At 32.8% G+C, this 6220-nt stretch carries 4 protein-coding genes and 1 pseudogene; 1 reads left to right on the top strand and 4 read right to left on the bottom strand.

Annotation, left to right across the window (positions count from 1 at the left end; genetic code table 11):
* Positions 1-4 precede the first annotated feature (4 nt).
* The 3 genes from EDD72_RS11350 to EDD72_RS11360 form a co-directional block, all read right to left on the bottom strand.
* Positions 5-1285 carry a Card1-like endonuclease domain-containing protein gene (locus tag EDD72_RS11350; protein WP_132770418.1) on the bottom strand — a complete coding sequence of 427 codons (1281 nt, stop codon included), beginning with the start codon at positions 1283-1285 and terminating at the stop codon, positions 5-7.
* Between the two features lie 14 nt (positions 1286-1299).
* Positions 1300-3384 carry a hypothetical protein gene (locus tag EDD72_RS11355; RefSeq protein WP_132770420.1) on the bottom strand — a complete coding sequence of 695 codons (2085 nt, stop codon included), beginning with the start codon at positions 3382-3384 and terminating at the stop codon, positions 1300-1302.
* Positions 3385-3664: 280 nt separating this feature from the next.
* Entirely contained in the window at positions 3665-4444 is a 780-nt protein-coding gene (locus tag EDD72_RS11360) for a L,D-transpeptidase family protein (RefSeq protein WP_165895075.1), read from the bottom strand.
* Positions 4445-4555: 111 nt separating this feature from the next.
* On the opposite strand from EDD72_RS11360, the pseudogene EDD72_RS12895 reads away from it, so the two are divergent.
* Positions 4556-4708: pseudogene (locus tag EDD72_RS12895) on the top strand (DDE-type integrase/transposase/recombinase); the annotation flags it as partial.
* A gap of 558 nt (positions 4709-5266) precedes the next feature.
* Here EDD72_RS12895 and EDD72_RS11370 read toward each other — a convergent pair.
* A partial coding sequence (locus tag EDD72_RS11370; protein ID WP_165895076.1) for a transposase occupies positions 5267-6220 on the bottom strand: 954 nt, incomplete at its 5' end.

Here is a 6220-nt window from a genome sequence, read left to right on the forward strand (position 1 = left end):
TCCATTACTCATTAATCCAGTCAACAAATAATTGTTTGATGTTTTTGAACCGATCCTGCCCAATAATTAATGTATTTTTGGGAGAATCGTTATCCCATATATTCTTATATTCCTTTTCTAAAACATTTGAATTCCGACACAGTGAAACAAGGCAAATCCCTGATTCATCTCCACCTAATTGTTTCGCTCTTTCCTTTACTTCAAAGAGTTTTAAGATCGCTTCCTCTTCTTTTTCCTGAGTAGTAACCGAAATTGAAAATAGTTTGTATTTTTTAAGCAGAACAATATCCACTTCGAAATCCTTACTAGATTGTTTGTTAGGCTTTACCGAATGATGAACATCAATGATGTTTTTATTTTCCTCCATTAACTCAAGTACTACCTTTAATACGTAATCTTCTAACCAAAAACCAGATAAATAGTCTTTAAACTGATACGTCAGTTTCCTGTCTTTTGAAAAGTCACGATAAGAATGTATATCAGGAAATGGATTGTATTCACTTTCAAATATTGGATTATTTAAACTTAATAACCTTTCATGTATAAGCTCATTTGCTTTATTTTTATTATTTGGTAATTTATCGCTTACATGGACCATATCCGAATAAATTACTTCTAGAAACTTTATATGACTTTGGTACTCTTCCTCCGATGGATCAATGAATAATTGAAAAAACCTTTCAGCTAATTGACTATCATAGATTTCTAGATGGGGATTTTCTTTTAAGGGAATATCATGTAACTGACTTATTTCTAAAATTGATATACTATAGTCACCCTCAAGTTTTCGTAAAGGTTCATAAACATATTTTTCATTTTCCCCTTCCAACACCTCATAGTAAATCTGTTCCTTTTCACCATCTATATAGCTTAAAACGAAAATGTCTTTGGCTTGAGAATGAGCAAAATTCTTAAAAGCATGATAAGTTCCAGCCGCCATCACTTTGGTGCCACCTGTATAGTTCAGTTCAATCCTTTGCAATTGGTTTGGGTTATAAGAATAGGTTCTTGATAATACTTCCTTCACATCTTCTTCAATCTTATTTACACGGCTTTTATCAATAATGCTTCCTGTAGATCGACAATGTGGTTTTTTCTTCGATAATAATTCTTTTAATCGTTCAAACACTTTGTTGGTTTGTGAATTCTCTTGATCAACTGTATAAAAGAAATGAATCAGACCATCATCTTTCACCCGGGTTAAACTTGAAATAAGATTAGGAAATGGGTTAGTTCCAACAAGCAAAAATAAAATGTCTGATTTAGGTAGATGTGCTTCTTTCACTTTATCCCCCACCTTTAATGGTACATAAATGTAAATTTTGATGAAATTCTTTTAATTTTTTCTTCGATATTGCTTAAATTTTTGAGATTTTCTATTTCAAAATAGTCATATAAATGTTGATTACCTTGTTTTTCAACAAATTCCACGAAGTTTGAAATGCTAGATTCATCTTGATTGACTTTTATTTCAAACATCTTCCCAATCATTTGCATAGTGAGTTTGCTATCTTTATTTTCTGTTATTTTTACTGCTTTTCTTTTTAATTGAATCCCTAGTTTCCGATCATTAGTCTCTATTAGTTCGCCAAGATTATAGAATATTAATGGCCAAGGATGTGTCAAATCTTGAGTAGACAAGCTAGCAACCTTTTGAGCCAACTGGTTTAATTTATAAGGATTGATACTTGATTTAAGGCGATAACGGTATAGTTTAATAAAGGTGTAAAATTGAAACGGAAGGCCATTTTTTGTTATATCTCTCGCTTCTAAAAAAACATTGATTCTTGAATCAAAATCATCTCCGTTTAGATATTCATTAATTAGTTCCTGGTCCTTTGGTTGCATTGTTTGTGGTGATTCGGCTAGAAAATGTATAAGGTAAGAGACGGTAATTGCTTTATCAATGGGATCGTCTTGTAAATAATAAATCGCCTTATGGAAATATTCATAAGCATCTTCTCTTTGTAAAAAGGCTAAATACTGTCCTTTAGAACTGTAATACTTGCCTAAAATAATATCTCTCTCTATCATTGTTTCTTTATCAAATAAGAAAACATTGCTCGTCACTAATGTTTCATGAAGGGCTAATTGTGACTCTATTAATTGTTCGCTTATCGATAGGGCTCTTTTGAAATCAAAAATATTTGAACAAGAAACTGCAAAGCGATTCATTACCATTCTTTTTTGATCAAGAATTTCCCAAGTGCCTAGTTTTTCACTTATCGACAATGCCTTTTGATAATATTTTTCATTTTCTTCAAATACTCCGAGATGGTTGTTTGCTCTTATTCTAAGATCATAATATTTAAATTGTTTTAATGGGTTGAGAAGTTTAATTCGTTCTTCTATAAAATCTAAAAGAAATTGTTCTAACTTTCTCTTTGAAGAGTCTTTTTCTTCAATGGTAGATTCTGCTAAATAGATCACTTTTTCTAATGATTTAGAATCTGCAATAGAGTCTATATCCAACAACTCAAGGTAAGAATCATATTGTTCTTTAAAGGAACTTTGATTAAAAGCACTGAGATACCTAAACCATTCTAATAAAAAAGTAGGTAAATCACGTCTTAAATAGGAACGGTAAATCTCTTTATATTGCTCGTTAATGTCATCATAGGCAAATGCAATTTTTTTATGAAACGGAACTTTATAATTGTCTATACGTCGATAGCGAACGTAATTACACACAATATCAGCAAGAAACATGAGATCCATATAAGGAAATTTGGAAGATTTTTCGTAATTAATTGTAATCTTCTCAATTGAAATATGTAGTTGATTACTCGGAGAAGAATCCCCTTCATGAAGGTAGGAAAATGTATTTAGTTCATAATTCAACCCCATTAACAAGCTTGTCTCATTGTTAAGATGGTAGATTTTATCTCCTTTCTTTCCAATACTTGGTTCTCCATGGAGATTTTTAAAATCTTTACGACTATCTGAATATAAAGCAACTCGACTTGCTAAGTAGATTTTTATTTCTCTTTCATTTTTTAGTAGAGAAGGATGATACAAAGTAAGGGTTGTAACCAATGAATTTAACATATTGAAGTACAACATTGAAGCCGTATTATCATCATTGATATTCGATAGAATTTTTTTACTCAATCTTCCTTTCTCAGTATAAAAAGGGACAATTTGTTCAAATTCACTAGAATTAATAATTTGGTGAACTGTATCCTCCCGAAGATCAAGATCACGGTCTTCCCCATGTATCTTCTTGAAATAATCTTCTCCATAGAGTTGAACCATTTTTTGCTTTACTTTAGTTGCCAACTTATCTAATTGGTAGGATGAATTATGTTTGATCATTACTCCACCAATTACAACCGTATCTACTTTCTCAAACTGACCAGACTCATCAATAAACAAACTAATCATACTAAATCCTCACTTTTGTGAAAATTTTATGTTATCAATCTATTTTTGACAAATATATACTAATTTCCTTCTTTTTAGTGAATTTTTTTTTAAAAAAAGACAGCGTTTTTGTAGCTGCCTTGAAATGTCATTAATGGCTTCATTTTCTTAATGTACATATAATTCTAAATTAGGAAATGTTTCTCTCAAAAGTTGAAGCCAAATATTGGTTAGATCAAAATCAGCTTTACTAAATAATCCATTGGCTAAATACCCCATTTAATTTCACGTTAATACCCTTTTAATTGATCCAAACTGTTGTATTCGCAGGAATGTACTTGTAAATATAATAAGCGTCATTAATTGGCAAACGAATACACCCGCTAGAAGCTCGTTTCCCTAATGTATTATCTTTTACCCGCAAATTTTTATCTGTGGATATAGAATGGAATAAATAGGAGCCTTCAATTCTAGTCCAGTATCTTCCCCCACTTTTAAACGTATTGGAATAAAAAGATGTTCCTCTATCCCTTTTCAACAAAAAAATTCCTCGAATTGTCGGAGAGACATTTTTTCCTGTCGCACTTAAAATGCTCTTTTGGAGTACCCATCGTCCATTTTGTTTTACAAAGATATTTGTCAATTGTCGGTCAATATCTACCCATATCAAATAGTTAGTTTTACTTTGAAATCCCTTTACTTTTATAAATTCCTCCATTTGTTCTTTGCTTAATCGTTGAGTATTAGTAGGAGGATCCTTTGGAATCGATAATAACTGGCCAGGAATCCAACCTACTTTTCCTTTAGATGTTTTTATATAGTACCATCGGTAAGCCTTATCTTTAATGACTTCTACCTTTTCCCCTTTCTTTAAATATTGGAGTTTTTTACTCCTTGTTGATTGGGAAGAATAAAGGTAACTATTTCCTTTTAATGTTGCTGTGACAATAGATGGTTTTACCAAGGTTCGTACATCTACTTTAATTGGTGTTGATTGGCCTGTTGCACTAGCGTTTTGGATAGGAATAAAAGAAAATGAAAGTACAATAGCTAAAAGAATAAATAGTACTTTTTGTTTCATAAGAGCCACTCCCATATTAGAAAACGTATTGTCAAAAGTCTTTTAGACTTTTGTGTAAAAAATCTTATTGTTATTGATAAATTTATATTTAGGTATTGCCACCCCCCTAATTTTAAGGGTAATTACATAGCTACTCATGGTTTTAATTCTGAAGAAGGTTCTGTTTCTTTTGTTACTTTGTCTGTTGCTTATTTTAATTTCTTAAGACCCCATGCTACCCTTGAACAAAAAGTTCCTGTTGTAATTCCTGAGTTAGCAGCTTTAACGAGGGATTATTTGGGTTAATGGCGGAGTCTTACGACCCCGACTCATCAAGATAAACATCTTTTCCATTTTTTTATAGAACTTTTTTATAGAACTTTTGACAATACCTGAATAAATTTTATTAATTTTTTTAATTTACATATTTCTACAATTTTTATCAAAATCCTTCTTTATTTTGGAAAAATATAAAAAAATACACTAAACCTTATGCGATGGTTAGTGCTTTCACAATCACACAGAGACTATTTAGATATTTATTAGCATTTGCATCCGTACGTTAGTAGTAAACCATTGCCGTTTGATTATCTCCTAGAAGATTAGTTTTGACCACATATCTAAACCACTTGCAAGGCGAACTATTGCTTTTAACTTAGAAAGGTCATTGCCAATAAATAGAACATTAGAATGCCTGATCGCCACATAATGCTTATAACTTTTTATTCTTTCTAAAAATTTTGAAATTATAATATAGTTAAGTTAAAGACACGAAATTGGAAATATACTTTTTTTTAATTTAAAAAAGGTTTCAATTCCTCATAGGTAAGATAAAGACAAGTTCTAGGAATAGGGGCTGTCTAAAAAGTCCCTAAAATAGTAAACAAGCTGGTGAAAAACCTTTCGTTTTTCTCCAGCTTGTTTTTTGATTCCGATTGATTCTAGGAAAGTGTCGAGGCGGATGCCCGCCACTTTCAATATGTTATGTGCGAGTGCCACAATCCCAAACTCAACATGTACTTTGTCGATCCCCCGCAGTGAAAATCTGCGAAACGACCGATTGCCCTTGATGTGACCGAACACGCTTTCTACTTCGACCTTACGGCGTGCATAGATAGCGGCCTTGTCTTCACATTCAAGGGCTGCTTTTGCCTTTGCCTTCATTTCTTCAAAGACCGTATTCCAATGAACCTGACGGTTTCCTTTGGCCTTGGTGCATTGCGGTTTCAATGGGCAGTCTGTGCAATCTTCACATTCGTAGATTTTATAGCTTTGTTCATAGCCGGAAACATTCTTTTTCATTTGATATTTCCTGAATGTAACCTTCCGGCCATTTGGGCAGATGAAACAATCATCTTTCTCATCATATTCCCAGTTCATTACGTTTTTGATGTCCTTTTTGACTTTTCGAGTTTTTTCCTTTAGATAGGTTCCGTAAGGAATGAGGAAATCAAACCGTGGCTCTTTTTCCTCTCCAACCGCATACAGATAGTTTTCTTCACTCCCGTACCCTGCATCTGCAATAACGGTTTTGGGCATCGGCAAAGAGGAAGAAGCCAACTTTTCCAAATGAGGGATAAAGCAACGCGTGTCTGTCGGGCGTTGATGGATAGTGTAAAACAAGATGAATTGATTTTCCGTTCCCATCTGTACATTGTAACCAGGTTTAAGCTGACCGTTTTTCATATGGTCTTCCTTCATCCGCATAAAAGTTGCATCATTGTCTGTCTTAGAATAACTGTTCCTGTCGCCGAATATTTCCTTTTGAGCTTTATATTGGGCCAGCCTTGGCAAAAA

The organism is Tepidibacillus fermentans (assembly GCF_004342885.1).
Taxonomy (GTDB): Bacteria; Bacillota; Bacilli; order Tepidibacillales; family Tepidibacillaceae; genus Tepidibacillus; species Tepidibacillus fermentans.

Bases quoted from the DNA above. Each gene is read 5' to 3' on its own strand.
- EDD72_RS11355 (WP_132770420.1), bottom strand. From the start codon at position 3,384: ATGATTAGTTTGTTTATTGATGAGTCTGGTCAGTTTGAGAAAGTAGAT.
- EDD72_RS11360 (WP_165895075.1), bottom strand. From the start codon at position 4,444: ATGAAACAAAAAGTACTATTTATTCTTTTAGCTATTGTACTTTCATTT.